The sequence below is a fragment of the Alkalibacillus salilacus genome (assembly GCF_030812915.1).
GTDB lineage: Bacteria > Bacillota > Bacilli > Bacillales > Alkalibacillaceae > Alkalibacillus > Alkalibacillus salilacus.
Genome location: NZ_JAUSTQ010000002.1, coordinates 287,137 through 313,311, shown reverse-complemented (window position 1 = coordinate 313,311; position 26,175 = coordinate 287,137). Strand labels below are relative to the sequence as shown.

Here is a 26,175-nt window from a genome sequence, read left to right as displayed (position 1 = left end):
TAGCATGAACCAAGAAGAATATCTGAAATCGATAGACCAATCATTGAAAGTTATCGCTAAAGAATTGAGCAAGATGAACGAAACGCAGCCGAAGCCCACAAAGGAGCCTAAAGCGTACAAAGGGAAGCCACCTGATAAGAAAACACAAACCAAATAATTCTGTCTTTGAGCACCAGACATTAAACAGGCTCAAATACTATACTGTATGGGCTTTAAAGACTAACTGAATAGTTTCATAGAGTTAAGCACTGATCGGGCTGTAATAGACTGGGAGGGGCTTATTTTTTATGCGATGAAATGTTAATCGATAAAGACTGAACGGGATAAGGAGAATGAACATGAATAACGATAACACTGTTTTAAACATGGATTTTTTCAACGAAGATAAACCTGAAAGAGAGTTTTTACCTTTAAACCTGCAATTCTTTGCTGAAGGTGATGACAAGGACGATAAAGACGACGACAAGGATGACGACAAAAATAAAGATGATCCAGACACTGATAAGGATACGGACAAGGATGATAAAGAAGCCACTTATTCACAATCAGATGTTGATTCTGCTGTAAGTAAAGCTGTCGATAAGGCTCTAAAGAAAAAGAGAGAAGAATTTGAGAAGGAAAAGCAAAAGGCTGTCGAAGATGCTAAAAAGGATGCCCAAGATTACGCTAAAATGACTAAATCGGAGAAAGAAGAAGCTGATTATAAAAAGCGTATGAAGGAACTCGAAGACAGAGAACGTGAATTGAATCTCAAGCAGTTACGAGCTGAAGTAGAAGGCGATTTGAAAGAGGAAGGATTGCCTGCAGACTTCGCAGAATCACTCGTGAATTTAGAGGATAACGAAAAGATTAAAGAGTCAATCAGCAACATAAAGAAGACTTTTGATGATGCAGTCAACAACGCAGTCAAAGAGAAGTTGAGACAAGATCCTCCAGAAGCAAGCAATTCTAAAATTAAAAACAACAACTTGAACAAAACGAAAGCCGAAATGGCTAAGAAAAATCGAATTATAAAATAAGAAGGAGAGATTTGAATTATGGCACAACAACAACCATTGAAATTAAATCTACAGTTTTTCGCACAGACGTTTGACCCAGATAATGTAATGGTACATGAAAAGAAAGACGGTTCTATCCCAGACAAGCACAACACAATGATTTTAGAGGATGTTATGCAAAACTCTAAGATTATGCAACTGGGTGTTTACGAGGAAATGACAGACAAGAAGAAAACCTTTGAATATTTTGCAGAAGGACCCGGAGCCTACTGGGTAGGTGAGGCTGAGAAGATTCAAACGTCAAAACCAACCTTGCTGCAAGTGGAAATGACAGCTAAGAAGTTAGCGGTTATTCTCCCGGTTTCTCGTGAATATTTGCAATACAATGTTTCTAACTTTTTCGAGCTCATGCGCCCTAAAATCGCAGAAGCGTTTTACAAAAAGTTCGATGAAGCAGGTATCTTGAATGAGGCAAACCCATTCCCACAATCAATTGATCAGTCAGCTGTTGATGCAGGTAACATTGTTTATGACGGTATCAGTTACGAGAACCTTTTAGGTGTAGAAGATGCGTTATATTCTGAGGATGAAGAAGCGAACGCATGGATTTCTAAAGTGCAAAACAACACAGCATTGCGCACAGCAACTGATTCGGAAGGTGATTCCTTATTCGATCGTCAAGCAGGAACAATTGACGGGCTTCCAACTGTTAACTTGAAATCTGCTAATCTTACGAAAGGAACATTGTATGCAGGTAACTTTGACCACTTGCGCTATGGTATTCCTTTCAACATCGAATACAACATTTCTGAAGAAGCACAGCTTTCCACCATTACAAATGAAGACGGATCTCCTGTTAACTTGTTTGAACAAGAAATGGTAGCACTGCGCGCAACAATGGATGTAGGTATGATGATTGTGAAAGATGGAGCCTTTGCTAAGTTAACACCTGATGCAGCTCCAGCAGGATAATAAAAATTTAATTGAAAGGATGAATGACCATGGCTTATCAAGTAATCAGAGCTTTTAGAGATAAGCAGGACAACAAACGTCATTATAGAAAGGGGGACACTTTCCCTGAAAAGGGAGAAGTGTCTCAAGAACGTTTGGACGAATTATTAAGCAAGGAAAACGATGTTAAAGCCCCACTTATTGAAAAAGTTGGCACTGATGAGGTTAAAGAACCAGAAGAAGCCGAAAACGAATTGAAGTGATCAAAATGGCTATTTTAGAAAATGTGAAAACCGTCTTGGGTATCAAAGATAACCTACAAGATGATCAGTTGAACGTTATCATCACTAACGTTGAAGCACGGCTAAAAGTGTGGTTGAAGCAACACGCTGAATTGGACAATATTCCCACCGAATTGAATTTTATTGTGGAAGAAATGGCGATCAACCGCTATAACAGAATTGGAAGCGAAGGGATGACCTCTGAATCAGTCGAAGGGCATTCCGTTTCTTTCACTGAGGACGACCTCATACCTTATCTATCGATCTTGGAGACTTATATACCGAAGAGTGAACAAGTAGGAAAGGTGAGATTCTTCTGATGAGATATGATAAGCGGGTAACTTTGTATAAAACCACAGGCAGGCAATACAATCCTGAGACTGGTAAAACAGAGGTAGCAGTCGATGAAGGTATCACATTACCTGCTCATGTGTCTGCTGTCAGCTTAGATAAGACGGCGGCGGTATTCGGTTCATATGATCACAAAGTCGCCACGGCAAGGTTACAGCGTCCATATAAAGACTTTGCTGATAAAGCCATGATTGGCGATCAGAAATATAACGTTCTCAGGCATGTTCCGCACAAGTCAGAGAGCGTTTTTTATTTGGAAGGTGTTAGCGCATGGAATTAGACGGATTAGACGCTCTGCTTTCTAAACTGGAACGTATGGATAAGGAGATTGACGATGATGTGGATAAGATCGTTAGGAATAATACTATTGAGATGACTGGCGACGCTAAAAAGAACGGGCAACAGCGTTTCAATAAAGGCTATGCAACTGGGTATACAGTAAGGAACATCGAAACACAGAGATTAGACAAAATGCATTATAAAACATTGTCTAAATCTGAGCACAGTGGATATATCGAGTGGGGAACAAGATTTATGAGTGGGACTCTGTTTTTATTTGACGCTTATAATCAGCAAAGGAAACAGTTTCTTGCTGATCTAGACAGGTTGGTGAAGTAAATGAAGGCACCCGACATACAGTTGTATAACGCTGTTTTCAGCGCATCACTAACACTGGGGTACGATACGTATGACTATCTCCCCAGTGCCGAAACAGCATACCCTTTTGTTCATGTAGCAGAGACAACAGAAGACGATGTGGTGGATAATAAACAAGTTATCACTGGCACGCTGGCCCAGACAATTCATGTTTGGGGATACGCTAACAACCGAGCTGAACATTCCGGTATGGTTTATGCGTTGAAAATGGCATTGAGGAAACTCAAAAGACTAGAAAACTATTATTTGAAATATAACACGCTTAATGCCAACACGATTTACGATAACAGCACAGATGACGATTTGTTGCACAGCATTATTACGGCAGAATATAGAATTTCCTAAGCGCTCTAATTAGGGTGCTTTTTTAATGATAAAAAGGAGGACAAATAAATGGCTAAAATAGCAAACGGCGTACACAAAGTATTATATTTTCGCAAACTCGGAGAAGCATCCGAGGCAGCTAAACTTGTTTTTCAGACAGAACATTCAAAGTCTTATTCACGTGATCGTGAGGCTACACCAACGAAAGATGGAAATGTTCAAGGATCAGCTGCACTAGAGGACGAGGTTTCTATTACAGCATTGCAATCCGAAGAAGACCCAACTTTTACGATGCTAGAGGATTCGATTGTAGATGATTATGCAGTCGAAATGTGGGAAGTGGATTTAGCTGATAAAGAAGTTGATGACACAGACAGTACAACGACATTCGGCGCTGAATACCGACAAGGATATATCACGGAATGGGAAACCACAGATGGATCCGAGGACAACCCCGAAGTAGAAGGCACTTTCTTAACATCCGGGACACGTCAAAAAGGGCGGGCCACTTTGCCAGAAGGTGACTTGGAAACACTATCGTATGTGTTCCATGACGTACTGCAAGAAGACCCTGCGGATGATGGATTGGCAGAACCGGATGAAACGGATCCAGTAGCATAAACGAGGGAGGGTTTTAGGCTCTCCCTTTTAAATTTAAGGAGGAATAATATATGCATATTAACTTTAATGGAAAAGAAATTGAATTGTCATTTGGACTACGAACATTGACGGAGATCGACAAGGAACTAGGGTTTGAAATGGAAGGGGCTAATCTGGGTGAAGGAGTCGAAATGCTAGTGCCGAAACTGCAATCCGGTAACATCATCGGTATTTCAAAAATCATTAAGGCTGCATCCGGAAAAAACGGTCCGAAAACCTATGAGAATTTAGAAGTTATTCTTGACGACATTGCAGAAAACGAAGGCTTTGAAGCATTCGGAGAGCAAGTCATTGAAGAATTGGGGAAGCGACCTATGACCCGAAATCTAGTACCAGAAGACATGAAGAAAAAGAGTCCAGTAAAAGCAGTGGAAAACGAGGGCTAACTTATAACGAGATTGTCATCCATGCCATGCGAAAACTTGGCATGGAACGATTGAGTGACGTGGAAGAGATGACATTATCGGAATTCCACTATAAAACACACGCACAAGAATACAAAGAAATTGATGATATGTACCGCTTGCATTTGGCTGCGTTTTTAAACAGAAACGCAAGTGCCACAGAAAATAAAGGTACAGATAAGAATCCGAAAGAGGAATATATCTTCAAGAAGTTTGAAGACTTTTTCGATTATGAGAAGGCAATAAAACAGGTTGAGGGGCAGTATCAAGAACCAGAGAAAGCAACGGACAGAAGGCAGTTGTCACCTGCTGAACTGGCTATGAAACGCAATAAGTAAAAGAAAGGGGTGAGTTGATGGCCGAATACAGTATTGAAGCGGAATTAAAAGCGAAAACAAGTAAATTTCGGAAAGCGATTCAGACGGCTCGGGATGTTACGCAAAAGTTCAAGCGCGAATCAGAATCCGTGGAAGATACGGAACTAGATGCTGACATTAAGCCATTGCAGCGTAATATTAAACGAGCTAAGAAGATGATGCAAAGCTTCTTAAAACCTGACGCAGATAAAGAAATTGGCGCCGACATTACTGAATTCATGCGTAAAGTAGCACAACTAACCGCTAAAGCCAAAGCACTTTCACGAGATAAGATAGTTATTCCAATCGAGGCACGTGTACGGAATTTCCAACAAACCATAAACCGCATGGCTAATTTTATGCGGTCATTCGGAACGGTAACCCGAAGTGTAATAGGTGGTATTGGCATCTCATTTTCATCTACGCTAGCACCGATCATTGCATCAATGGTGCCAGTTGTCATGGCGGTTGGTAATGCTATTGGAGTTGTAGGATCTGGGGCTGTAGCTTTAGGAGCGGCATTCGGAATAGCTGGCGGAGCAGCAGTAGCTTTTGGTGCGGCGGCTACGCCTACTATACAATCCATTATTGATGGCACAGCAGAAGCGACAAAAGAGAACATAAAAGCAGCTAAGCAGTTAGATGGACTCAAAAGTGCGTGGAAAGACATACAAGATGCCATAGCGCCACAGGCGGCTACGGCATTTGGCAACGCCATGGAAGGATTAGAGACCGTCGTCAATTCGTTAGCTCCGATGTTTGATAATGTGGCTGATGCCGTCGTTAATATATCAAAGCAATTCAAAACGTTCATGGACTCATCAGCAGCACAAGCATTTTTCGGATACTTGAACAAAAACGCAGCACCTATATTACAGCAAATTGTTGATGGTGTCGGCGGATTTATCGAAGGATTGATGAATCTAACAGTTGCATTTAAGCCTTTAACAGATTTTATGGCACAAGGTTTTGCAGATATGGGCGAATCGTTTGCTGACTTTACTGAGCGCATTCAAGGATCGAAATCTTTACAGTCATTTATTGATTATATCAAAACAAACTTACCAACGATCAAGAGTATATTCGGCGATGCCTTCATGGGTGTTGTTAATTTGTTTAAGGCATTTAGTGGTAATAGTGAAGTAATATTCAATGCGCTGTCAGATATGATGGATTCATTTAAAAAATGGTCATCTACGGTAGCGAGTTCCGACGGTTTTCAGCAGTTCATTCAATACGTCCAGAAAAATGGCCCGAAAATAATTGACCTAATTGGCAATATCATAGGTTTTATCATTGATATAGGGGTAGCGCTCGCGCCTTTAGGTTCAGCTATGTTAGATGTGGCAAACAGCATGTTTGAATGGATAAGTAGCATGATGGAAGCAAACCCGATCATCGGTAAGCTAATTGCGGCAGGAACGGTGCTAGGCGGTGCGTTATTGTCGTTAGTTCCGTTTATCACCATGATTGTAACGGCATTTTCTGTTATAGGTTCTGTGATTATGAAAGTCGTTACCAAAGCATTCAATTTCCTTAAAGCGCCAATACAGACTGTTTCTGCTTTGTTCGCGCGAATAAGAGGCGTGATTATGCCTATAGCATCTAAGATACTTCCTATACTTGGTAGAGCTTTTACAATGTTGCTTGGCCCTGTTGGCGTAATCATTAGCGTACTATCTCTGTTAATTCCCGTGTTTATTCGATTGTGGAATGAAAACGAGAAGTTCAGACAAGGCGTTATCAAAGCTTGGAACATGATTAAAACCGTGTTCATGACGATTGTTAACTTCATTGCTAACCTAGTCAAAACCGTTATAGGCGCCCTAGTTACATGGTGGAAAGAAAATCAACAACAAATTCTTGATACAGCTAAACGTGTTTGGGACACGGTTTATAACACAATTGTCGGTATCTTAAAAACCGTTTGGAATGTTGTCAAAACGATTGTTAATAGTTTCAAAGATATTTGGCAACAACATGGTGACCTTATAATGGGTGTCATTAAAGTAGCGTGGAAATATATCGAGAGTGTTGTCATTGCAACCTTCGGAACGGTTAAGTCGTTTATAAAAGCAGGATTGAAATTTATAAAAGGCCTATTCCAAACCGTATGGCCTCTCATATCTGGCGCAGTTCAAATTGCGTGGGGCATCATTGAAGGTGTTATCAAGTCGGGTATTGATATTGCAACAGGTATCATAAACACTGGCATGAGCATCTTGACAGGCGACTGGGAAGGTGCTTGGGAATCCATTAAAGATACGGTTAAGGATATTTGGGATAACATTCTCAGCTTCTTTGAAAGCGTTGATTTAGTTGGTATTGGTGAAGATATCATCAACGGCTTAATCAAAGGTATTGGCAATATGGCAGGCGCAGCCGTAGATGCCGCCAAAGGTGTTGCAGGAAGTGTTAAAGATGGATTCACAAACTTCTTCGGCATAAGCTCACCTTCCAAATTAATGAATAAAGGTGTCGGACGATGGGTGACCGGAGGTGTGAGCGAAGGTATGCTCGATAAGATTCGCTCTGTCAAAAAGGCTGCTGAAAATGTTGGTAACGCGGTAACAAAATCATTCAAACCTGACCTACAAGTAAAATCATCACAGATTACATCAAGCCTAAAAGACTTGAAACGTAACAGCAAAGCGGAAGTACAGAGTGCTGTTAATGCTGATGTTAGTTTTACTCAAAGGCAACCTGTGAACATTAATTTGCGAATGGGTAACAGAACATTCAAAGCACATGTGGATGATATATCTAAAGTTCAGACAAGGGAAGCGAATCTGAAAGAGAGTTTCAGAGGATAGGAGGTACTTATGTACGAGTTTGTGGATATAAACGAAAGAGGTACAACAAGTACCTCGCTGTCAATAAAAACAACCTTCAATGGTATTAATTTAGACGATGTTTTAACTGATGATACAGGAAGTTTTCAGACGTTAACGATTGCTGGCCGAAGCACCGTGAACAATCGAATTAACACAACGGAAGTACCGGGTATGAGTGGCGCGATTGAATCAGATGGTTACACAATGGATATGCGCGAAATTACAGTTAAATATCAAATCAAGGATGAAACAAACGAAGGCTTCCGCGATCGGTATAATCGTTTAAATGACTTACTACGAGGAACTAAAAACGAACTGGCATTTTCAGATGAGAATGCCGTTTTTTATGCTACAACGCAGTCCAATGAAGTGCCGGAAGAAGATAGCAACAGCTTAGTAGCAACAATCACATTTTTGTGTTCTGACCCTTATAAATACGGTCCAGAGAAAGAAGTAGACCTAACAGGACAAGGCACGGTTATCAATGTAGAAGGTACACAAGCAGCTAAACCTAGATTTGAATTTGATGTTCTAGCTCCAATCACATTCGCGATGGTAAGTAATGGTGATGAGTATATGATGATTGGTCAACCTGTTGACGTCGATAGCTACACGTTTGAAAAATATGAATCTATTTTATCCTTTGAAGGTTCAACGACAGTTGGTTGGACACAAGCGCAGTCAGGCGAAGTCGACCATGTAATTGATGGTTCAATTGAAAGTGATGGAGATGTGACTAAACCTGCTAGTTACGGTCAAGATTCTGGTTGGCATGGACCTGCAATTAAGCAATCTCTATCAGAGTCATTGCAAGATTTTAGACTATCTACCTATCTATCATCTTATAACGGATACGATCGTGTTGGTGAAGTGGCCATTTATTTATTGGATGCAGATGGCACACAAGTTGCAAAATTAGCAATGCGTGATAGTCATAATCAACAATCTTTGCATAAAGGGATTGTGCGCTTGGGTTACACAGAGCCACATTATTTAATTGATGAATATGGTGACGAACGAGGTGTTTGGAATAACTTTGCAGGTATTCTGAAACTGACACGTGAAGGAACACGATTTGTAGCCCAAATTTTGATGGGGAATTCATCTCAAGGCTATCATACAAGACGTTATGTGGCTTGGTATGATCGTAGTTCTAACTATCAAGCGCCGATCGAACAAGTCGTCATTGCGTTTTCAAGGTATGGCACGCAATCATCAACTGATCCCAATGTAGCCACTGTTAAAATTGACAAGATTAATCATGAGGAAGGCATTCCTTACATTGCAGGCGAAGGCGATAAGATTACATTTGACCACGAAGACGAATCTATATTAATTAACGGCGAAGATGCGACGGATCTAAAAGATTTTGGCGCATCTTATTTTAAATTGCCACCGGGTGAGAATGAATTGGCGTTGTTATCAGATGTAGAAGGTTCTGTTAAGTATCGTCCTACTTATAAATAAAGGCAGGTGATAAGATGTCGCAAATTCACATTTTAGATGGCCAAACCGACCAAATATTAGACGTGATAACACAAGAATACATCATAGAAGATGTGCATAAGCAATCGCTAAAAGATACGCTCGAAACGTTTGACTTTACCACGTTTGCTGATAAGCGTTTTAGTCAGTATCTCGAAAAACGGAATCGGTTGATTATTCCTGGTGAAGATGGTGAATACCGTGAATTTATCATGCATGAAGCGATCAAAGATATTAATAGTCAAGCAGAAGTGTTTGCTAACGCTAGCTATCAATCGCTTAAAAAACAAGCAATCATTTATCCACAAACGTTTGAATCACAGACAGCTACACAGATGGTCGGACACGCTACTGATGGAACCGAATGGCAACCAGGCATTATTGAAATCACAAACATTCTTACGTTTAACGTTGAGAACCATCGCAATCCCTTCGCGTTTTTAAAAACAATTGCAAACGAATTTGATGCTGAATTACGCTTTCGTGTTGAAATAGATGGCAATCGCGTGACAGGACGATTTGTTGATTTGTTAGAACGTCGTGGTCGTTGGCAAGGACGAGAAGTCACATTCGGCAAAGACTTAGCAAGCATTAAACGAACAGAAAAAACGGATAATGTTTACACTGCTTTAGTTGGAGTTGGCCCCGAACGTGAAGATGGTACACGCTTAGAAGTATTTGTCGAAGATCAAGATGCGCTTGAAAGGTGGGGTTGGTATGATAAGCAAGGAAATCTACAACACTTAATCGACACGTATGAGCCTCAATCAACACGCCAAGACATGACTGAAAGCGAACTCGAACAATACACGCAAACCGAACTCAATAAACGCATTAATGAAGTGGTTGAATTTGAAGCGGGTATTATTGATTTAGAACATGTTCCAGGTCTTGAAAATAAAAAAATCAGATTCGGTGATACGATTAAGATTAAAGACACAAACTTCGAACCGCCTTTATATTTAGAAGCTCGCATTTTTGAACAAGAGCGTAGCATTGTCGACAAGTCGGCTAAAAAGGTTAAACTAGGTGACTTTACAGAGTTTACTGAAGAAGAAGTACAAAATGTTTGGCGTGAATTGCAATCTAAAATCGCTAAAAAAATTGAAGCAACTGAAATGTATGGTTATGCTGAACCGAAAAAAATCGAATCAGACACGCCACCTCAAATTCAAGAATCTAACAATCCGATTTGGGTCGATACATCTGGTGATATAGATATTCCGCATGTTGTTATTGGTAACGAATGGAGAAAAATGACGCCAACGCAAGCAAATGAAGTCGGTGCTGAAACACCTAGTGGCGCTCAATCAAAAGTAGACGCAGTTGAAATTGGTGGAAGGAACTATGCTTTAGACACAGTAGAAAGTGTTACTAAAAATAGTTTCGACGGTAGTTCAGGTCAAAGTTTTTCAGCGTACGAACTCGCCAACGACTATTCAAAACTAGCAGGGGAAAACGTAACTTTCTCATTTAAGTTCACCTTACAAGACATAACTTATTCTAATGCCGATGACTTGTATTTAAAGTTTCAACTGATATACGATTTTGAAGACGGCTCTACCAGTTATCCGACAATAGAGAGTTACAACAACGAAAGTGATTTCAATGATGGGGAATACACAGTAGAAACCACGCAGACAGTACCTGACAACCTTTCTAGGGCTAGGATAAGTGTACGTTTTGACTATGTTGAAAGTGGTAGTTTTGAACTGTTTAGTCTAAAAACAGAGAAAGGTAACAAAGCGACCGATTGGACACCTGCGCCTGAAGATACTCATGAAGAAATCAATCAAGCTGAACAAAACGCTAAAGATTATGCATCAAATGCGTCTAATCTATCAGAAGGCATTGTTGATGTTAATAGCGTGCCATTGCGAACGGCCCCAAATGGTGCACGTCTTGAATTTGATGGCGTGAATGGCTTGATACAATACGATGAAAATGACAATCCGGTTGGTTGGATTGATTTAGACGGTAATGCACACTTTGAAAATGGTTATTTTAGCGGTGAGATCCAAGCCGAGACTGGTAAGTTTGCGGGAGAATTGGAAGGCGCGACTGGTACGTTTGGAGAAGTCACGGTTCGGAACGGTGACTTTCTTTTAGAAGAAGAGTCAGGCATGACGTACAAGGTAACGTCCGAAAACAATCTATTGCGCGATCATAATTTTGAATTGGTAGATACAACGGGTGACGTTGATTCGACGCATAACTGGGTTGACGCAACAAATAACAATGATTATGGTTCTCTTGATTGGTATGCCAATTACAATCCTAAAGTTGCCGTTCAACTTGGACCCGACCCACAAGAGGCCTTGCCTATATTTGGTGAGAAAGCCTTAGTTGTTAACTATGGTCGATTTTTTAATCAAGTTGTTGGCGCAGCACCAAATACGCAGTATACGATTTCGGCTTTTTGCAAAAAGCAGTGGAATGTGTCAGGCGAAGGTGCTTTGAGACTAGAAGTTTGGCATATGGATGCAGTTGGTGAACGTATAGAACGTTTGGTCAGTAAGGTTTTCCCAACAGTGCCTAGTGATTATTCAGTTCAGCGACACGCTCACACGTTTTCAACACCCGATATTGCCCCTGATGAATCGTTAGAAGTTATTATTAATGGTGGTAATGATTATTGGGTGCAAATAGATGGCGTTCAAATGGTAGAAGGGAATACGCCAACAGTTTATAACGCTGAAAATTCGCATTACAACTTTGCGAAAGGGCGTGAACTAGCCGAATCAATTAACACAAAAAGTATTCGCACTTATGACTTAATGGAGTCTTGGGGCCCTCTTCATATGTACGATAGCGTTGATATGATGGGTAATGAACTTGATAATGTAGGTGATGTCAATGCCGACATTTTAAGACTATCGTTACAATCAAGTTTACCATCAAACAAATCAGGTGTTTTAGTTTATTTTGATGGCTATCAGGGTCTTGGGATGTATTTTCACAACGGCGATGCCTGGGAACGTATAGATAATTAAAAGAGGTGATTAGATGCAGCAATATTTAGGTACGTTAAAGCGATTAGATGGTAACGTTGTTGAAATACCAGTTGAAAAACTGAAAACAGCAGGTATAGCTGAAGACGGAAATGTTGAGGTTTTTTCCAATGAACAAGCTGTTTTTATACGTTCAACTGATAAACATTGTGACGTATGTGGTCATAACAACGGCAAGCTCAAGCAAGTTGGCCAAATGAATATGTGTAAAGTTTGTCGAGACGAACTCAAAAATGACGCCGATTAGGCGTTTTTATTATGTCTAGGGAAGGTCATGGTGGGTGAAAACAATGGTGTAACAATCATTTTTTAGAGCACTTATATGCAGTAGTTGATGTGTTATAATCCAACTAAAGGAGTGGATTATATGACTAATAAAAACAAGAGTACTGCTATAAGAATAGAGAATTCTCGAAATGTAACTGCAGAAAATAACGATATAAAGAATTTTGATGTAGGGATTGATATCTTAGATTCTGAAGATGTTAAAGTGTTAAATAACACAATTGAAAATACTAATACCACCGATCCATATGAACTCGCTCGAGATATTAGAGAAAATGAGGAAATACAACAACAAATAGAGAAAGCCAAAATTGGCGATGAAAAGTCATTGGCTTTTCTGAAAGAAATAGGGAAAGAAATAACTGTTGATATTGTGTCGACTACTTATAAAGCCATACTAATATCAAATGGAATAGAAATATAATTTAGAGTCCAAATAAGGGCTCTTTTTTATTGATTTAAGGACACTGATGGGCGCTAGCGTTGAGTAAGCTTTTTCAAATAACTTATTAGGAGGTTGAGGATGAGTGAACAACATTATGTAACCAGAAAGGAATTTAAGCAACTGGATAATCGTGTGGGTGACTTAGAGAATCGGCAGACACGAACTGAAACACGAACAGATCATTTAGAAAATAAGCTCGATAAAATCGAAAGTAATACGACTTGGATTCTGCGCCTAATTATAGGCGCTATTTTAATGGCTTTATTGAGCTTAGTAATTACACAAGGAGGCTAAAAATGAGTAATGAAGAGTTAGAGTTAAAATTATTGGAGCTTGAATCTAAGATTTCGATTTTAATTGGAGAAGTAAGTGAATTGAAAAAGAACAACGAAGAACGTCGTTTAGCAGACAAAGTTGCTATGAAAGCTGACTCCCTTGAATTCCCTGGTAACACTATTGGCTAAATTGGATAATGATTTTCTACCAAAATAAGAGGTGATAAGGATGATTAAATTAATTAAAAAATTAGTAGGAGCTTCCACTCCTACTAAAAGAAAATATACTCGATCAAGATCAAATGTGTACGTTAATACTGAAGGTTTTCTGGTCAAACCAACTAAACTAAGAACTTATTACGATCCAAAATCATAGTTCATTGTTCATTGTCTTCACTTTTGATGATGCCCATTTTTTCAAGAACTTCTAAAGTTGTTTTAACGGACGTTAAAGTGTTCACTTGAATTAAATGGGTTATTGCGTTTTCTAACTTTAGTTGTTCTTCACCAGTTAGTTTGAAATCCTTCAAGTATTCAATATCAAGGTACTCTGTAAATAAATCATCAATATACTTTTCGACATTTGGATTTTTTTCCTGGTTTATTTCATTAACCATTTTTATGATTTCTTCGCTAGTAATGTTTTTCATAAATAACACCTCCCTTCTAACACGCACATTCGACAAGAAGGGAGGAAATTCCTACTAAATATAAGGAGTGATTTTAATGCAAGATTTAAGAGGTCAAACAATGGGCGGACATGACAAACGCTCACAAGTGAAAAATGTAGCATTACACCATTCAGGAACAGATAGCGGTGACGTGTTCAAATTTGAAAACTACTGGAAGTCGAAGGGTTGGCAGACCGGTGGCTATCATGAAGTCGTATTACGCAATGGTGACTTTCAACTTTGCTATGACGGTGACGTTGTGACTAATGGCATTTATGGCCACAACCAAACAACCCTTCATATTTGTTATGTGGGTAATGGCGATCCAACTGATGCTCAGCTTAAAACGTTACATGATCGTATTCACAAAGCACTAGATCGTTTCAATTTAAGTATTGATGATGTGTTAGGGCACAAAGAATTTAGCGGGGCTAGCACAGCTTGTCCTGGTATCAACATGAATCATTTTCGGGTTGATTTAAAAGGCGCATTGAATCGGCCATCTACAAACATCTCAGTTGATGGCTACTGGGGCTCTGAAACGACAACTGCTCTACAAAAAGAATTGGACACAGTTGTTGATGGCGTGATTAGTAATCAACTACGCAACAATGTAACCGAAAAGATTGTCTCTGGCATCAAGTTTGGCAGTGGAGGTAGTTTAGTCATCAAAGCATTACAAGGCTTGATTGGTGCTAATGTTGACGGCTATTTAGGACCTAACACAATCACCAAATTACAGCAGCACTTAGGAACAGTCGTAGACGGTAAACTGAGCGAGCCTAGTTTAGTAGTAGAAACATTACAAAAAGCATTAAATAAAGGAGAGTTATAATATGGAGATTATGGACTATATCGTTGAAGAGGCACTGGTGTTGATTCCAGTTTTAGTGATTTCAGGCATGATTTTAAAACGAACGAAACACTTAGAAGACCGCTATATTCCGACTGCACTATTAGGTGTAAGTATCGGATTGGCGGTTTTTTTAGTAGAACCAGTTATCAACGCAATCATTCAGGGTATTTTAGTTACTGGTGCTGCAGTTTTGGGTAATCAGATGGTAAAGCAGTTGAAGGATGAGTAAGAAAAAAGGACCGAATCTTAATTTCGGTCCTTCTCTTTTTAGTTCTTGAGTTTGTTCCTTACTTAAATATAAAATACATTTATTCTACCAATATCAGGTGATTGTGTGGCTAATTTATCTTCATATGGATTATGATAAAAACCTTATTCAATCGTTTTCTGGTTTTTCTTAGATATTTGTAAAAATAAAGCATTTAATAAGCCCCAGATTATAGGGATTAATAAAAAGAAAGTAGGAAGTAAAAGGTTAAAGTGGATTAATGTTGCTAGAATAAGACAAGCTATACTTGTTAAACATGCACTTATTCTTTGTGAGTATACCCTTTGCTCTTTGCTATACTTTCCTGCACTAAAATCAGGGAAAAAAGGGGTTTTTTTAGTGAAAATACTAATTATAGCAAATAGTATTGCTGAAATAAGTAATATCAATATATAGATGTTCAAAGTTATCTCCCCTTTTATATTAAACTCTAATAATAATAATCATAGTCTATTAACTCAGTGTAACTATTCTCGCCTATATTAATCCAATCAGTACTCCAATTTTCTACACTTCCTAACCCCCAACCGTAGCGATGATCTACTATTTCAAACTTCACACCTCCGTCAGCATAATCTTCAATTTCCTCAGCAATAGAATTCCTTCTTAATGAATCAATTAGAAATCCACCACCTAGTATTGTACCATTAGGGTGCCCTAATAAGGCAGAGGAGACATAAGATCCAACCTGAGACCAAGATGAATTACGTAGTTCTCTTGCAAAATCTTCAGCATCATCTTCATTCATATAGTAAGTAGTTATCTCCTGTGAATAGTGGTCAAAAATTTGTTCGTGCTGCACAACTGCACCGTCAACACTTGAGGGAATTTCAATATAACCGTCAGGACCGTCAATAGTCTTTGGCTCCACAGTGTCACCATTAATAGTACTAAATGAAATCATTGAAAACAACAGAGTAAAAATTAGAGTTAAAGAAAACCTTTTTTTCATTTTTTAGCCTCCTATAAAATAATAATAGTTTTAACTTGCCATCTAATTGACAACTAACAGTAACCTCCTCTCAGTAAGATTGAACTCATGATACAATTTTAGAGTCAATTTTTTTAAATGCCACTTTCGAGTTTTTTGGCCAAATATAAATCTTCAATCCAATTCATAGACAATATGCTTTGATTTTTGGAATTTTACAAAAATAATATAACTATTGTTATATTATTCTGACTGAAATACCCTGGCACTTATATTAGTACTTATGATAATCGGTAAAATGGTTAAACAGATGGAGATCGTACCAAACAAATTCATACCAGGAATTTTACTAGCGATTGGCTTAGGCCTGTCGCTACTTTTATTTGGGTTGAATGTAGATGCAGTAGTTCAGGGTGTTTTAATTACAGGTGCTGCGGTTTTTGGATATCAACTAGTCAAACAAAAAGATAAGCAAGAATAAGTTAAAGCCCTCACTTTTTGTGGGGGCTTTTTTTATTGTGAACAGACCACGATCCATCTGGATAATAATGAAACCATTCCCCGTTCAAATACTGAACATCAACACAGTATTCATCCATATTTCTAGTAACTTCAACTATATTATTCACATCAAAATCACTATGTTTATCTGAATTCAATTTGATGACATGTGCACGTTGCGCTTTTAGTAAAAATTGATATTCACCATTGGTCAAATCTTCGGCTGCTGGTAAACGATAAAGCATTAGTAATCATCTCCTATTTAGTTTTCTGCTATATAATAGCATAAGGTGTTATAAATGGTCGGTTTTCGACAAAAGATGCTAATTAAAATAACAATAATTACCTAAAAATCATAATCCAACTTGCAAATACGAACATATGTTCTTATAATGTGAGCAAGGGAGAGTGATGAAATGATAAATTATCAGACCACGGCACTTGAAGACTTTGTAAGGAACATTTATCTACGCCACAAAATTATGACACCACAAGATTTGAACATAGACCGAATCGGCCGCATTTTTTATATCCATACTCACCGCAAACCTATGCTGCCTCGTTTTGATGTGATTGTGCGTTATCGAGGAATCATTATTGATTCAAGAGAGCCCGAGTCTATCCAACGTGAGCAATTCTTTCACGAACTATGCCACATTTTAAGACATGCAGGCCATCAAACATTAATGCCTAATGCATTCCGTGAGCTTCAAGAAAATGATGCTCAAGCCTTCACAATGTATGCTGCATTACCTTATCACATGATTAAACACTATGATTTTAATGATCCGTTCATTGTCGGTATATTAGCTGAATCCTTTTGTATTAGGAAGTCATTAGTATTTGATCGACTTGAACAGATCTATCGTAATCAAAAATCTACCTATTTATATAGTAATTATGATGTAAGCTACCTATGAGGAGGGCTGTTGAATATGGGAAGTGTAGAAAAACGAGGGAAAAACAAATTCAGATTGTCTATTGTTACAGGCTATAACGAAAGAGGCAACCCAATAAGAACTAGAAAAACGGTTACAGCCAAAAATAAAACGGAAGCTAGAAAGATATTGTCGCAGCTGGAATCTGATTACTTGCAAGATCAATTGATAGAAACAACGGACCTAAAATTAAAAGATTTCTATCCAATGTGGTTGGATAAGCATGCGCATGATTACTACTCACCAGATACTAAGCAAAATGTTATTCGTATTATTGAAGCTCGGATTCTACCTAAATATGGTCACATTAAATTACAAGACTTTAAAACGATTCACATAGTAGATTTTGTTAATGATTTGAAAACAAATGGGAGACGGTTAGACGGAAAAGAGGGGAATCTGTCAGCGTCTAGTATTCGTAATTGCTACAAAGCCTTTAACTCTTTATTAAAAAAAGCACATGATTGGCAATTGATTAAATCTAATCCAGCTGAAGGGGTAGAGCTACCGTCAACGAACCACAAACATGAAGTAGATTATTCATCTGATTTAATTTGGAAAATGATTGAGTTGATCAGCCATCAACCTAAAGATAAACAGTTAATCTTTTGGACAGCTTTTATAACGGGATGTAGACAAGGGGAATTATCAGCGCTAGAGGACAAGCATTTGGTTAAGAAAGATGGTAAATATGCTATTCATATTGAACAATCAATAACAGAAGCAGACGGCGAAGGTTTGGTTATTAAGAATATCAAAAACAATGTTTCAGGCTATGTAGCGATTCCTAAGGATCTAGCAGAAATGTTAGAAGAGCGCATTAAGATGAAGCGGCTACAAAAATTCAAAGCACAAAATTTATGGTACAATCCTGAGCGTGTGTTTATATTCTCAGATGATCTTGGAAAGCCAATGCGGCCTGATTCCATTAGCCAATGGTGGAGAAGGTTTCGAATCAAAAATGAGTTAGGAAATGTACGTTTTCATGATTTAAGGCATCTGTCAGTTACTTATTTAATTCATAAAGGTATGCCGATTAAAACCATTAGTGATCGAGCACGCCATACAAATATAGGAACAACAATGAATATATACGGACATAATATAGTAGAGATCGATGAATTAGCAGCGGATCATTTTAGTGAGTTTTTTAAGAAAAAAGATGTTAATTAAAAATCCTGCCCCAATTCTGCCCCAAAAAGCCAAACTCTTTAGTTTGATAAAGAAAAGTGTTAAAAAACAAAAAACGCTCAATCCCTTGTCATGCAAAGGATTGAGCGTGTTCGTTTAGAGTGTCCCGAGCAGGAATCGAACCTGCGACCGACAGCTTAGAAGGCTGTTGCTCTATCCCCTGAGCTACCGGGACAACGTCAAAAAAATGGAGCGGGTGATGGGAATCGAACCCACAACATCAGCTTGGAAGGCTGAGGTTTTACCATTAAACTACACCCGCATCACACATATGAAATTATTTTAATCAAAATAAGCAACATTTTTGTTGCGACAAGTTTTATTATATAAAGCAAGGCTGTAGTTGTCAATATTCTAACCATAAATTTAATTAAAACGATTATAGAATCTCATATTTACTTCACTATTTTAAATTGTTACAATTTTTTGTAAGTATTTTATATGTCTATCCAACAACGGAAATGAATTGCTACTAATATGAATTTGAAAAACTATCGTAAGCTAACTAACAATTTAATGAATGCATACTGAGGTGATGAAATGGCGGAAGAATGGTTTGTGATTGAACATGGACTATTAGATGCTGATGTGAATATGGCTGTTGATGAATGTTTATTAAAATGGCAAAAAGATGGTGAAATGCTACCAACATTACGCTTTTATGGTTGGACTAACCCGAGTTTGTCAGTCGGTCAATTTCAATCTGTTGAGCAGACTATTAATTTTGAATCAGTTGAAGCTTATGATTGTCAATTTGTAAGACGATTAACAGGTGGGAGTGCCGTGTTGCATGATGATGAATTGACTTACAGTATCATTCTTCCTGAAGACCATCAAATGGTTTCATCGTCTATTAAAGATGCATATTATACGTTATCTCATGGTCTTGTGAAAGGGTTTGAGCAATTAGGAATTAAAGTAGAGCATGCAACACCAACTGATCCTAGTACTTCAAATCGAAGCGATGTTTGTTTTGAGCGACCTGCTTATTATGAGTTGCTTTCTGGCAATAAGAAGTTATCAGGAAATGCTCAAATAAGAAAAAATGGAGTGTTATTGCAGCATGGTTCAATTCCATTGACGCTTGATACGACGATGCTTTTTGATCTATTTCGATTTCCGAATGAGGAATTAAAAACCCATAGACGCCAGTCGTTTAAAGAGAAAGCAACAACAATTAATCAGTTGAATCATGATGAATTGAATTATGATGATGTAAAAAATGCCCTTAAGAAAGGATTTAATGAAGCATTTGATGTTAACTTAGTACCTTATGAATTAACGAAGGAACAGTGGGATGAAGTTTACCAGTTAGTAAAATTTAAATATGGAAATGATAACTGGAATTTTAAACGAAATAGACAGGAGGCATAATGTTATGGCAGATCAAACGACTTATGTAAGAAAACCTGAATGGCTTAAAACACGATTAAACACGAATAAATCTTATAAAAGTTTAAAGAAATTAATGCGCGATAATCGGCTTAATACGGTATGTGAAGAAGCGAAGTGTCCAAATATTCATGAGTGCTGGAGTGAGCGTCAGACGGCTACCTTTATGATTTTAGGTGATACTTGTACGCGTGGGTGCAGGTTTTGTGCAGTTAAAACGGGTCTTCCAAATGAATTGGACTGGAATGAACCACAACGTGTGGCAGACTCTGTTAAAGTCATGGGATTAAAACATGTTGTCGTTACTTCTGTTGCACGGGATGATTTAAATGACGGCGGCGCGGCTGTTTTTGCTGAGACAGTTAATGCAATTCGTCGTGAAAACCCAGGGTGTAGTATCGAAATATTACCTTCAGATATGAAAGGTGATTACGAAAGCTTACATACGTTAATGGACAGTGGACCTGATATATTCAATCATAACATTGAAACGGTTCGTCGATTAACTAAAAAGGTAAGAGCTATTGCTCGTTATGAAAGATCATTAGAATTATTAAGACGTGTTAAAGAAATAGCACCTAATACACCGACAAAATCAAGTATCATGGTTGGTTTGGGTGAGACAAAAGAAGAATTAATAGAAGCAATGGATGATCTACGCGCTAATAACGTTGATATTGTGACTATTGGACAATATTTACAACCAACCCGCAAACATTTAAATGTGGAACGTTACTACCACCCAGACGAGTTCGAGGATTTAAAACAGATTGCACTAGAAAAAGGGTTCTCACATTGTGAGTCGGGACCTTTAGTGCGCTCTTCTTATCATGCTGATGAACAGGTGAATGCATCGACTCAAAATCGAATTAAGTACATGCAAGGGGTCGAGGAACAAGAAGGTAAATCAATATTTTAATAAACAATAAGGCTAGTTTGAATAATATTATTCAAACTAGCTTTTCTGCTAGGGAGACTGGTTATAAATCTAGCAAACCACACAATTGAAAGTGTAATTAATAGTTTGTCGAAATAAATCGAATGCAATAAATTTAATAGTAATATAATAATTTGAAATATAATTGTAAAATTCATAGGGGTGACACATGTGTTATACTAAGCAATAGAGTATAAAAGTAGAGTGAATTTAGAGGTGACTGAATCCATGAGGAAAATTATCTTTTTAACAATTTTATTTGTTTCATTCAGCAGTTTGATCGCCATAAATACATATGCTGAACCGAGTTTAGAAGAACGTGAAGATGAAGTCAGTGAAGAACGGTCTCAATTACAAGAAGAATTATCAGATGCTGAGCAAGAGTTAGCAGATGTAGTAACGGAATTGGAAACGTTAGATCAAGAGATTGAAAGATTAAATGATGCAATTGAAAAGAATGAAGAAAAGTTAGAAGAAACAAAAGAAGAAATTCAAGCTAAAGAAGAAGAAGCGGAAAAACTAGAACAAGAGATTGCTAAAATTCAAGAACGAATTGATACAAGAAAAGATGTCTTAAAAAATCGATTATCATCGCTACAACAAAATGGTGGCAGTGTTGATTATATTGAAGTTGTTTTAGGTGCAAGTAGCTTTGGTGACTTTGTTTCTCGTGTTTCAACGGTCAATAAAGTAATGGATTCTGACAAGAAGTTGGTTGAACAACATATTGCCGACCAAAAGGAATTGGAAGAAAAAGAACTAGCATTAAAAGATCGTATGAGTGAACTTGAGAGTAAAAAAGAAGAAATGGTTGGCATGAATGAGTTACTTGAGACACAAAAAGAAGAAACAGAAAACAAAGCTCAGACTTTAGAAAATAAAGAAAGTGAATTAGTTGCCCTACAAGAAGAATTACAAGTTGAAGATAGCCGTTTAGCTTCTATTCAAAATAATATTGAACAAGAAATTGAAGAGCAGAACCAAGCTGTAGCTTTAGCATCACAAGAAACGTCAAATAATAATTCTAGTAACAGCTCAAATAATAACTCGAATAACAATAGCAATGACTCATCAAGTAATACGAATGAATCCAATGACTCTAGCAATCAATCAAGCTCGGCACCAAGCGGAAACGGCAGCATGGAAAGTGTCATCCAAGCAGGTTTGTCTCAACAAGGAACCCCGTATGTTTGGGGAGGTACGTCAGCATCAGGTTTTGATTGTTCAGGATTCTTAACATGGGCGTTTCGACAAGGTGGTTTAAACGTACAAGGTCGAAGCACTTCCGATTTTGTTCACGTAGGTCAACGCGTATCATCTAGTCAGATGCAACGTGGTGATTTGGTATTCTTCGACACGTATAAAAAGAACGGCCATATTGGGATTTATTTAGGTAACGGTGAATTCTTAGGCGCACAAAATTCTACTGGTGTAGCTGTTGCAAGTATGAATAACTCATACTGGTCAAGTAAATTTAATGGTCATGTTCGCCGTTTACAATAAATTAAGTCTAATCTCTACTTTATAAAATACGGATAGTTAACACATACCCGAACTAACTGTTTAATAAACAGTTAGTTCGGTTTTTTTACTCAAAATTTTAAAACTAGCGACTTATATTCATTGGCTGTTAGTATAAAACTAGTTAAATCTTATGCAAGGGAGACAGTTTTTATGTCAGTTCGTTTAGAAAAAATTATTTCAGATGTAACGGGTGAATCCATTAATCGAATGAAGGCAGTTTCTGGTGGAGATATAAATGATAGCTATTATGTTCAAACTATGGACCGAGAGTATTTCGTGAAAGTGAATAAGCAAGGTCCAGAAGCATTTTTTAATCGAGAAGTAGAAGGACTTAATAAAATTAATGAAACTAATACTATCAATGTGCCGAGCATGATCGATGTGAATGATCATGATGATTTAAGTTATTTAATATTAGAATGGATTGACGCACAAAAACATGGTGATGAACGACAACTTGGAGAACAGATTGGTCAATTACATAATCGGATCCATAATCACTTTGGGTATCCACATTTTACATATGTTGGAACACTTAAACAACCTAACGATTTATACGGGTCTTGGAATAAATATTATCGCGACCAACGTTTGTTGAACCAAATTCAAATTGGCGAATCTCTTGGCGTGATTAAAGGTGAGCGGGAAAAGAAGATACATCAATTATTAGAACGGATCGAGAATTTAATACCTGAAAAACCAGATGCTTCATATTTACACGGTGATTTATGGAGTGGTAATTGGATGTTTTCTAAAGATGGGGAGCCTTATGTCATAGATCCATCATTTCTATATGGGGATCGTCATTTTGAACTGGCTTTTACAGAACTGTTTGGCGGATTTTCAAATAAATTCTATGAAGGTTATCGGTCAACAAATCATATAGAACCTTATTATTCTGATGTTAAGCCCATTTATCAGCTTTTTTATCTGCTTGTGCATTTAAATATATTCGGTGAGGTGTATGGATCATCTGTAGATCGCATTGTAAACTATTATGTAGGTTAAAAATAATATTAATTAAATAACCGATTTCTGCTACACTAGGTGTGTACTTAAATGTTTTGAAATATTCAAAGTGGGTAAACTATAGATACGTTAGAAGGAGGTGAGAACATGAGTGATGAGAAGCAAGATGTGGTCATGTTTCCTGGATGGCGAAAGGAATTAGAGAATAAAACCTATGAGGCTATACAGAAGAAATATTATGAAGAAGCATTATTACATATTAAAAAGTTAGAAGATTTCAATGAAGCCTCCCACGACATTATTACAGCAAAAGTAATCGCATACGTCGAGTTAGCTCGATATGATGAAGCGATTAGTTTGTGCCGGAGGTTAATGCGGGAGGATCAAGATCATTATTATAAGTATTTACATATTTACTTAACCATTCTATTTCAAACGAGCCAGTACCAAGATTTAATTGATTTGCTTGATGAGATATTTGAAACAGAAACGGTTCCGTTTGAATATCAAGATGCGTTTCAACAATTATACGATGTGAGTGCAGATATGCGTGCTTCTGCTTCTGAGACAGAGTCGGTGGAACATATCAATCACTTTATTGAGGCACTGGAGAATGGAAACTTTCAGGAACAATGGAAGTTACTTTCTTATCATCGGAAACACGAAGTCGATCCTTATTTAGAGATGGTTAAACCCTATCTAAGTGATACAAGGTTGAATCCAGTGATTAAAACAGGCATCCTCCAATGGTTTATGGAAGAAAAGGTTGAAGAGGCCGTTGAGGTCGAAAAGTTTGGTGAATCTGATCACGTTAGGCCAGGTGAGTTAAGTGATGTTTTAGATACGTCATTTGCCAAAAGTGTGATTCATTACTTAGATGATGTTGAGCAAAACGATCCCACCCTGTTTGAATTTCTGAAACAAATTCTGTATCGATATTTGTACATAAAGTTTCCGTTCGTTCCTCAGCCAACCCAAAATAATGTAACCGATTTAGGTGAAGCGGTTTTATTGTTGGCTCAGCAGTATCTACAATTAAATGAAGGTGTGGATAAACATCAAGAAGCAACACCTGAACAGCAAGAATGGATGAAAGATATAGAACAATTAGAGAAAATATATTTCTCTCAAATTGGTGAATAAAATTCGTTAAACATGTGTGTTGAACGTCTAAATTTCTATGTTATAATATATGAGTTGCATTATGCATGATTAGTGATTGCATGAACCAAACGACAATAAAGTAGATGAATAGATGTTGGAGGGAAGATTTATGTCAGCAAAATGGGAAAAGAAAGAAGGTAATGAAGGCGTCTTAACGGTCGAAGTGGATGCGAAAGAATTCGATCAAGCATTAGACCAAGCCTTTAGAAAAGTTGTGAAAGACGTTCAAGTACCAGGGTTCCGTAAAGGTAAGGTGCCTCGTGGTATTTTTGAACAACGCTTTGGTGTTGAGTCTCTTTATCAAGATGCAGTTGATATTGTATTACCTGATGCTTATATGAAAGCAGTTGAAGAAACAGGAATCACACCAGTTGATCGTCCTGATGTTGATGTTGAACAAATCGAAAAAGGTCAACCACTTATTTTCAAAGCAACTGTTACAGTAAAACCTGAAGTTGAGCTAGGGGAATATAAAGGCTTAGAGGTAGAAGAGCAAGACACAACTGTTACAGATGAAGAAGTTGAAGAAGAATTGAAGTCACTACAAGAGAAACATGCTGAACTTGTCGTTAAAGAAGAAGGACAAGTTGAGAATGGTGACACAGTTGTTATTGACTTTGAAGGTTTCTTAGATGGTGAAGCATTCGAGGGTGGTTCAGCAGAAAACCACACATTAGAAGTAGGTGCTGGCCAGTTCATTCCAGGATTCGAAGAGCAATTAGTTGGTAAAACGGCTGGAGAAGAAACTGAAATTCAAGTAACATTCCCAGAAGATTATCAAGCAGAAGAATTAGCTGGTAAAGAAACAACATTTAAAGTTAAAATTCATGAAGTCAAAACAAAAGAAGTACCAGAGCTTGATGATGAATTTGCAAAAGACGTAGAAGACGAAGTTGAAACGCTAGATGAACTACGTGAAAATACTAAGCAGCGTTTACAAGAACAAAAAGAACAAAGTGCTGATCAGGAAAAGCGTGAAACATTAGTCGAAAAGGCTTCTGAGAACGCTACTGTTGAAGTCCCTGATGCAATGGTTGATTCTGAACTTGACCGTATGTTGCAAGAATTCGAGCAGCGCCTACAGATGCAAGGCATGACGCTTGATATGTATTATCAATTTGCTGGTCAAAGTGAAGATGATCTTAAAGAGCAAATGCGTGAAGATGCACAGAAACGTGTTCGCACTAACTTAACGTTAGAAGCAATCGCAGCAGAAGAAAACTTAGAAGTTACAGATCAAGATATTGAAGATCAACTACAGGAAATGGCTTCAATGTATCAAACAGATGTAGAACAGCTAAAACAAATGCTTGGTGGCAACACTGAAGCACTTAATGAAGACTTGAAGTTGAAGAAAGCAATTGACTTCTTAGCTGAACATGCAAAAACGGCATAAATATAATATTAAACAAGGCGCGTTTTTAACGTGCCTTGTTTTACAATCATCATAATGCTTTTGATTTAAGACATATGCTAGTAGTAATTAAGGTTTAATTGAACACACCTTGGTAAGAAT

32 protein-coding genes and 2 tRNA genes are annotated in these 26,175 nt (G+C 37.8%); 29 read left to right on the top strand and 5 right to left on the bottom strand.

Features of this window, described 5'->3' with window-relative positions; all coding sequences use genetic code 11:
* Positions 1-4: 4 nt before the first annotated feature.
* From J2S77_RS03835 to J2S77_RS03750, 18 genes are all read left to right on the top strand, one after another.
* Positions 5-157: a hypothetical protein gene (locus J2S77_RS03835; RefSeq protein ID WP_306974799.1), complete on the top strand. Its 153-nt coding sequence runs from the start codon at positions 5-7 to the stop codon at positions 155-157.
* Positions 158-338: 181 nt separating this feature from the next.
* On the top strand, positions 339-1,019 hold the full coding sequence (locus J2S77_RS03830) for a DUF4355 domain-containing protein (protein WP_306974797.1): 681 nt from the start codon (positions 339-341) through the stop codon (positions 1,017-1,019).
* A gap of 18 nt (positions 1,020-1,037) precedes the next feature.
* Positions 1,038-1,970, top strand: coding sequence for a phage major capsid protein (locus J2S77_RS03825; RefSeq protein ID WP_306974794.1), 933 nt, complete (start codon positions 1,038-1,040; stop codon positions 1,968-1,970).
* Between the two features lie 29 nt (positions 1,971-1,999).
* Positions 2,000-2,212 (top strand): hypothetical protein, encoded by a 213-nt coding sequence (locus tag J2S77_RS03820; RefSeq protein ID WP_306974792.1) that lies wholly within the window; start codon positions 2,000-2,002, stop codon positions 2,210-2,212.
* Between the two features lie 5 nt (positions 2,213-2,217).
* Positions 2,218-2,550 carry a phage head-tail connector protein gene (locus tag J2S77_RS03815; RefSeq protein WP_306974790.1) on the top strand — a complete coding sequence of 111 codons (333 nt, stop codon included), beginning with the start codon at positions 2,218-2,220 and terminating at the stop codon, positions 2,548-2,550.
* Positions 2,550-2,861 (top strand): hypothetical protein, encoded by a 312-nt coding sequence (locus tag J2S77_RS03810; RefSeq protein ID WP_306974788.1) that lies wholly within the window; start codon positions 2,550-2,552, stop codon positions 2,859-2,861. The genes J2S77_RS03815 and J2S77_RS03810 overlap by 1 nt, the downstream gene beginning before the upstream one ends.
* Complete coding sequence (locus J2S77_RS03805; protein WP_306974785.1) at positions 2,852-3,199, top strand: HK97-gp10 family putative phage morphogenesis protein; 348 nt, start codon at positions 2,852-2,854, stop codon at positions 3,197-3,199. Before J2S77_RS03810 ends, J2S77_RS03805 begins: the two co-directional genes overlap by 10 nt.
* Positions 3,200-3,583, top strand: a complete 384-nt coding sequence (locus J2S77_RS03800; RefSeq protein ID WP_306974783.1) for a hypothetical protein — start codon at positions 3,200-3,202, stop codon at positions 3,581-3,583. It abuts the gene before it with no gap.
* A gap of 48 nt (positions 3,584-3,631) precedes the next feature.
* Positions 3,632-4,183 carry a phage major tail protein, TP901-1 family gene (locus J2S77_RS03795; protein ID WP_306974781.1) on the top strand — a complete coding sequence of 184 codons (552 nt, stop codon included), beginning with the start codon at positions 3,632-3,634 and terminating at the stop codon, positions 4,181-4,183.
* Between the two features lie 50 nt (positions 4,184-4,233).
* On the top strand, positions 4,234-4,608 hold the full coding sequence (locus J2S77_RS03790; RefSeq protein WP_306974779.1) for a tail assembly chaperone: 375 nt from the start codon (positions 4,234-4,236) through the stop codon (positions 4,606-4,608).
* Between the two features lie 41 nt (positions 4,609-4,649).
* On the top strand, positions 4,650-4,964 hold the full coding sequence (locus J2S77_RS03785) for a hypothetical protein (RefSeq protein WP_306974777.1): 315 nt from the start codon (positions 4,650-4,652) through the stop codon (positions 4,962-4,964).
* Positions 4,965-4,981: 17 nt separating this feature from the next.
* Positions 4,982-7,795 (top strand): phage tail protein, encoded by a 2,814-nt coding sequence (locus J2S77_RS03780; protein ID WP_306974775.1) that lies wholly within the window; start codon positions 4,982-4,984, stop codon positions 7,793-7,795.
* 9 nt (positions 7,796-7,804) lie between these two features.
* Positions 7,805-9,283 (top strand): distal tail protein Dit, encoded by a 1,479-nt coding sequence (locus J2S77_RS03775; protein ID WP_306974773.1) that lies wholly within the window; start codon positions 7,805-7,807, stop codon positions 9,281-9,283.
* A gap of 14 nt (positions 9,284-9,297) precedes the next feature.
* Positions 9,298-12,294, top strand: coding sequence for a phage tail spike protein (locus J2S77_RS03770; RefSeq protein WP_306974771.1), 2,997 nt, complete (start codon positions 9,298-9,300; stop codon positions 12,292-12,294).
* 13 nt (positions 12,295-12,307) lie between these two features.
* On the top strand, positions 12,308-12,559 hold the full coding sequence (locus J2S77_RS03765) for a hypothetical protein (protein ID WP_306974769.1): 252 nt from the start codon (positions 12,308-12,310) through the stop codon (positions 12,557-12,559).
* A gap of 120 nt (positions 12,560-12,679) precedes the next feature.
* Positions 12,680-13,021 carry a right-handed parallel beta-helix repeat-containing protein gene (locus J2S77_RS03760; protein WP_306974767.1) on the top strand — a complete coding sequence of 114 codons (342 nt, stop codon included), beginning with the start codon at positions 12,680-12,682 and terminating at the stop codon, positions 13,019-13,021.
* 99 nt (positions 13,022-13,120) lie between these two features.
* Positions 13,121-13,336 carry a hemolysin XhlA family protein gene (locus J2S77_RS03755; protein ID WP_306974765.1) on the top strand — a complete coding sequence of 72 codons (216 nt, stop codon included), beginning with the start codon at positions 13,121-13,123 and terminating at the stop codon, positions 13,334-13,336.
* Between the two features lie 2 nt (positions 13,337-13,338).
* The gene (locus J2S77_RS03750) at positions 13,339-13,506 is read left to right on the top strand and encodes a hypothetical protein (RefSeq protein ID WP_306974764.1); all 168 of its coding nucleotides are present in this window, start codon (positions 13,339-13,341) and stop codon (positions 13,504-13,506) included.
* A gap of 188 nt (positions 13,507-13,694) precedes the next feature.
* On the opposite strand, the gene J2S77_RS03745 is transcribed toward J2S77_RS03750, so the two are convergent.
* Complete coding sequence (locus J2S77_RS03745; protein WP_306974762.1) at positions 13,695-13,967, bottom strand: hypothetical protein; 273 nt, start codon at positions 13,965-13,967, stop codon at positions 13,695-13,697.
* Between the two features lie 76 nt (positions 13,968-14,043).
* Between J2S77_RS03745 and J2S77_RS03740 the strand changes: the two genes are divergently transcribed.
* Entirely contained in the window at positions 14,044-14,823 is a 780-nt protein-coding gene (locus J2S77_RS03740; RefSeq protein WP_306974760.1) for a peptidoglycan recognition protein family protein, read from the top strand.
* A gap of 1 nt (position 14,824) precedes the next feature.
* On the top strand, positions 14,825-15,073 hold the full coding sequence (locus J2S77_RS03735; protein WP_306974759.1) for a phage holin family protein: 249 nt from the start codon (positions 14,825-14,827) through the stop codon (positions 15,071-15,073).
* Between the two features lie 469 nt (positions 15,074-15,542).
* Here the strand turns inward: J2S77_RS03735 and J2S77_RS03730 are convergent, their stop codons facing one another.
* Positions 15,543-16,064, bottom strand: coding sequence for a hypothetical protein (locus tag J2S77_RS03730; protein ID WP_306974757.1), 522 nt, complete (start codon positions 16,062-16,064; stop codon positions 15,543-15,545).
* Positions 16,065-16,305: 241 nt separating this feature from the next.
* Between J2S77_RS03730 and J2S77_RS03725 the strand changes: the two genes are divergently transcribed.
* Positions 16,306-16,524, top strand: coding sequence for a phage holin family protein (locus J2S77_RS03725; protein WP_306974936.1), 219 nt, complete (start codon positions 16,306-16,308; stop codon positions 16,522-16,524).
* Between the two features lie 10 nt (positions 16,525-16,534).
* On the opposite strand, the gene J2S77_RS03720 is transcribed toward J2S77_RS03725, so the two are convergent.
* The gene (locus J2S77_RS03720) at positions 16,535-16,789 is read right to left on the bottom strand and encodes a hypothetical protein (RefSeq protein WP_306974755.1); all 255 of its coding nucleotides are present in this window, start codon (positions 16,787-16,789) and stop codon (positions 16,535-16,537) included.
* 171 nt (positions 16,790-16,960) lie between these two features.
* Between J2S77_RS03720 and J2S77_RS03715 the strand changes: the two genes are divergently transcribed.
* Both J2S77_RS03715 and J2S77_RS03710 read left to right on the top strand, forming a co-directional pair.
* Positions 16,961-17,464 carry an ImmA/IrrE family metallo-endopeptidase gene (locus tag J2S77_RS03715; protein WP_306974753.1) on the top strand — a complete coding sequence of 168 codons (504 nt, stop codon included), beginning with the start codon at positions 16,961-16,963 and terminating at the stop codon, positions 17,462-17,464.
* 15 nt (positions 17,465-17,479) lie between these two features.
* Positions 17,480-18,655, top strand: a complete 1,176-nt coding sequence (locus J2S77_RS03710) for a tyrosine-type recombinase/integrase (protein WP_306974752.1) — start codon at positions 17,480-17,482, stop codon at positions 18,653-18,655.
* A gap of 120 nt (positions 18,656-18,775) precedes the next feature.
* Here J2S77_RS03710 and J2S77_RS03705 read toward each other — a convergent pair.
* Positions 18,776-18,848, bottom strand: a tRNA-Arg gene (locus J2S77_RS03705).
* 13 nt (positions 18,849-18,861) lie between these two features.
* A tRNA-Gly gene (locus J2S77_RS03700) sits at positions 18,862-18,935 on the bottom strand.
* A 278-nt stretch (positions 18,936-19,213) separates the two neighbouring features.
* Here J2S77_RS03700 and lipM point away from each other — a divergent pair.
* The 6 genes from lipM to tig all read left to right on the top strand — a co-directional run bounded on the left by lipM (position 19,214) and on the right by tig (position 26,055).
* A complete protein-coding gene (lipM, locus tag J2S77_RS03695; RefSeq protein ID WP_306974750.1) occupies positions 19,214-20,047 on the top strand; it encodes an octanoyltransferase LipM in 834 nt (277 codons plus the stop codon).
* A gap of 4 nt (positions 20,048-20,051) precedes the next feature.
* A complete protein-coding gene (lipA, locus tag J2S77_RS03690; RefSeq protein ID WP_306974748.1) occupies positions 20,052-20,984 on the top strand; it encodes a lipoyl synthase in 933 nt (310 codons plus the stop codon).
* Between the two features lie 246 nt (positions 20,985-21,230).
* A complete protein-coding gene (locus tag J2S77_RS03685; RefSeq protein WP_306974746.1) occupies positions 21,231-22,505 on the top strand; it encodes a C40 family peptidase in 1,275 nt (424 codons plus the stop codon).
* 171 nt (positions 22,506-22,676) lie between these two features.
* Positions 22,677-23,534 (top strand): fructosamine kinase family protein, encoded by an 858-nt coding sequence (locus J2S77_RS03680; protein WP_306974745.1) that lies wholly within the window; start codon positions 22,677-22,679, stop codon positions 23,532-23,534.
* Between the two features lie 108 nt (positions 23,535-23,642).
* Positions 23,643-24,638, top strand: coding sequence for a hypothetical protein (locus J2S77_RS03675; protein ID WP_306974742.1), 996 nt, complete (start codon positions 23,643-23,645; stop codon positions 24,636-24,638).
* Between the two features lie 130 nt (positions 24,639-24,768).
* Positions 24,769-26,055, top strand: a complete 1,287-nt coding sequence (gene tig, locus J2S77_RS03670; protein WP_306974740.1) for a trigger factor — start codon at positions 24,769-24,771, stop codon at positions 26,053-26,055.
* The last annotated feature ends 120 nt before the right edge of the window (positions 26,056-26,175 follow it).

Excerpts from the sequence above, each read along its gene's own strand:
- J2S77_RS03835 (WP_306974799.1), top strand. The coding sequence starts at position 5 with ATGAACCAAGAAGAATATCTGAAATCGATAGACCAATCATTGAAAGTT.
- J2S77_RS03830 (WP_306974797.1), top strand. The coding sequence starts at position 339 with ATGAATAACGATAACACTGTTTTAAACATGGATTTTTTCAACGAAGAT.
- J2S77_RS03825 (WP_306974794.1), top strand. The coding sequence starts at position 1,038 with ATGGCACAACAACAACCATTGAAATTAAATCTACAGTTTTTCGCACAG.
- J2S77_RS03820 (WP_306974792.1), top strand. The coding sequence starts at position 2,000 with ATGGCTTATCAAGTAATCAGAGCTTTTAGAGATAAGCAGGACAACAAA.
- J2S77_RS03815 (WP_306974790.1), top strand. The coding sequence starts at position 2,218 with ATGGCTATTTTAGAAAATGTGAAAACCGTCTTGGGTATCAAAGATAAC.
- J2S77_RS03810 (WP_306974788.1), top strand. The coding sequence starts at position 2,550 with ATGAGATATGATAAGCGGGTAACTTTGTATAAAACCACAGGCAGGCAA.
- J2S77_RS03805 (WP_306974785.1), top strand. The coding sequence starts at position 2,852 with ATGGAATTAGACGGATTAGACGCTCTGCTTTCTAAACTGGAACGTATG.
- J2S77_RS03800 (WP_306974783.1), top strand. The coding sequence starts at position 3,200 with ATGAAGGCACCCGACATACAGTTGTATAACGCTGTTTTCAGCGCATCA.
- J2S77_RS03795 (WP_306974781.1), top strand. The coding sequence starts at position 3,632 with ATGGCTAAAATAGCAAACGGCGTACACAAAGTATTATATTTTCGCAAA.
- J2S77_RS03790 (WP_306974779.1), top strand. The coding sequence starts at position 4,234 with ATGCATATTAACTTTAATGGAAAAGAAATTGAATTGTCATTTGGACTA.
- J2S77_RS03785 (WP_306974777.1), top strand. The coding sequence starts at position 4,650 with ATGGAACGATTGAGTGACGTGGAAGAGATGACATTATCGGAATTCCAC.
- J2S77_RS03780 (WP_306974775.1), top strand. The coding sequence starts at position 4,982 with ATGGCCGAATACAGTATTGAAGCGGAATTAAAAGCGAAAACAAGTAAA.
- J2S77_RS03775 (WP_306974773.1), top strand. The coding sequence starts at position 7,805 with ATGTACGAGTTTGTGGATATAAACGAAAGAGGTACAACAAGTACCTCG.
- J2S77_RS03770 (WP_306974771.1), top strand. The coding sequence starts at position 9,298 with ATGTCGCAAATTCACATTTTAGATGGCCAAACCGACCAAATATTAGAC.
- J2S77_RS03765 (WP_306974769.1), top strand. The coding sequence starts at position 12,308 with ATGCAGCAATATTTAGGTACGTTAAAGCGATTAGATGGTAACGTTGTT.
- J2S77_RS03760 (WP_306974767.1), top strand. The coding sequence starts at position 12,680 with ATGACTAATAAAAACAAGAGTACTGCTATAAGAATAGAGAATTCTCGA.
- J2S77_RS03755 (WP_306974765.1), top strand. The coding sequence starts at position 13,121 with ATGAGTGAACAACATTATGTAACCAGAAAGGAATTTAAGCAACTGGAT.
- J2S77_RS03750 (WP_306974764.1), top strand. The coding sequence starts at position 13,339 with ATGAGTAATGAAGAGTTAGAGTTAAAATTATTGGAGCTTGAATCTAAG.
- J2S77_RS03745 (WP_306974762.1), bottom strand. The coding sequence starts at position 13,967 with ATGAAAAACATTACTAGCGAAGAAATCATAAAAATGGTTAATGAAATA.
- J2S77_RS03740 (WP_306974760.1), top strand. The coding sequence starts at position 14,044 with ATGCAAGATTTAAGAGGTCAAACAATGGGCGGACATGACAAACGCTCA.
- J2S77_RS03735 (WP_306974759.1), top strand. The coding sequence starts at position 14,825 with ATGGAGATTATGGACTATATCGTTGAAGAGGCACTGGTGTTGATTCCA.
- J2S77_RS03730 (WP_306974757.1), bottom strand. The coding sequence starts at position 16,064 with ATGAAAAAAAGGTTTTCTTTAACTCTAATTTTTACTCTGTTGTTTTCA.
- J2S77_RS03720 (WP_306974755.1), bottom strand. The coding sequence starts at position 16,789 with ATGCTTTATCGTTTACCAGCAGCCGAAGATTTGACCAATGGTGAATAT.
- J2S77_RS03715 (WP_306974753.1), top strand. The coding sequence starts at position 16,961 with ATGATAAATTATCAGACCACGGCACTTGAAGACTTTGTAAGGAACATT.
- J2S77_RS03710 (WP_306974752.1), top strand. The coding sequence starts at position 17,480 with ATGGGAAGTGTAGAAAAACGAGGGAAAAACAAATTCAGATTGTCTATT.
- lipM (WP_306974750.1), top strand. The coding sequence starts at position 19,214 with ATGGCGGAAGAATGGTTTGTGATTGAACATGGACTATTAGATGCTGAT.
- lipA (WP_306974748.1), top strand. The coding sequence starts at position 20,052 with ATGGCAGATCAAACGACTTATGTAAGAAAACCTGAATGGCTTAAAACA.
- J2S77_RS03685 (WP_306974746.1), top strand. The coding sequence starts at position 21,231 with ATGAGGAAAATTATCTTTTTAACAATTTTATTTGTTTCATTCAGCAGT.
- J2S77_RS03680 (WP_306974745.1), top strand. The coding sequence starts at position 22,677 with ATGTCAGTTCGTTTAGAAAAAATTATTTCAGATGTAACGGGTGAATCC.
- J2S77_RS03675 (WP_306974742.1), top strand. The coding sequence starts at position 23,643 with ATGAGTGATGAGAAGCAAGATGTGGTCATGTTTCCTGGATGGCGAAAG.
- tig (WP_306974740.1), top strand. The coding sequence starts at position 24,769 with ATGTCAGCAAAATGGGAAAAGAAAGAAGGTAATGAAGGCGTCTTAACG.